Raw genomic sequence first — 348 nt, forward strand, 5'->3', positions numbered from 1 at the left:
GCCCGACCCGATCGAGACGTTCGACGCGGCCGAGCGGCTGGTGGCCGACGGCTTCGTGGTGCTGCCGTACATCGGCGACGACCCGGCGCTGGCGCGGCGGCTGGAACAGGCCGGCTGCGCGGCCGTGATGCCCCTGGGCGCGCCGATCGGCTCCGGGCTGGGCATCCGCAACCCGCACAACATCGAGCTCATCGTGGAGGCCGCGTCCGTGCCGGTCGTCCTCGACGCGGGCATCGGCACGGCCAGCGACGCCGCGCCAGCGCCGGGTCGTCGCCGATGTACGGCAGCACCACGAAGCCGTCGGCCACCAGCCGCTCGGCCGCGTCGAACGTCTCGATCGGGTCGGGC

Annotated in this window: 2 pseudogenes; one reads left to right on the forward strand and one right to left on the reverse strand. The window is 75.0% G+C overall.

The window, feature by feature from the left end:
- Nucleotides 1-256, forward strand: a pseudogene (locus FAF44_RS53895) (thiazole synthase); the annotation flags it as partial.
- Here the strand turns inward: FAF44_RS53895 and FAF44_RS56630 are convergent.
- Nucleotides 249-348: pseudogene (locus FAF44_RS56630) on the reverse strand (thiazole synthase); the annotation flags it as partial. The pseudogenes FAF44_RS53895 and FAF44_RS56630 overlap by 8 nt on opposite strands.

It is taken from the genome of Nonomuraea sp. MG754425 (genome assembly GCF_021699195.1).
In the GTDB taxonomy this organism is placed as follows: Bacteria; Actinomycetota; Actinomycetes; order Streptosporangiales; family Streptosporangiaceae; genus Nonomuraea.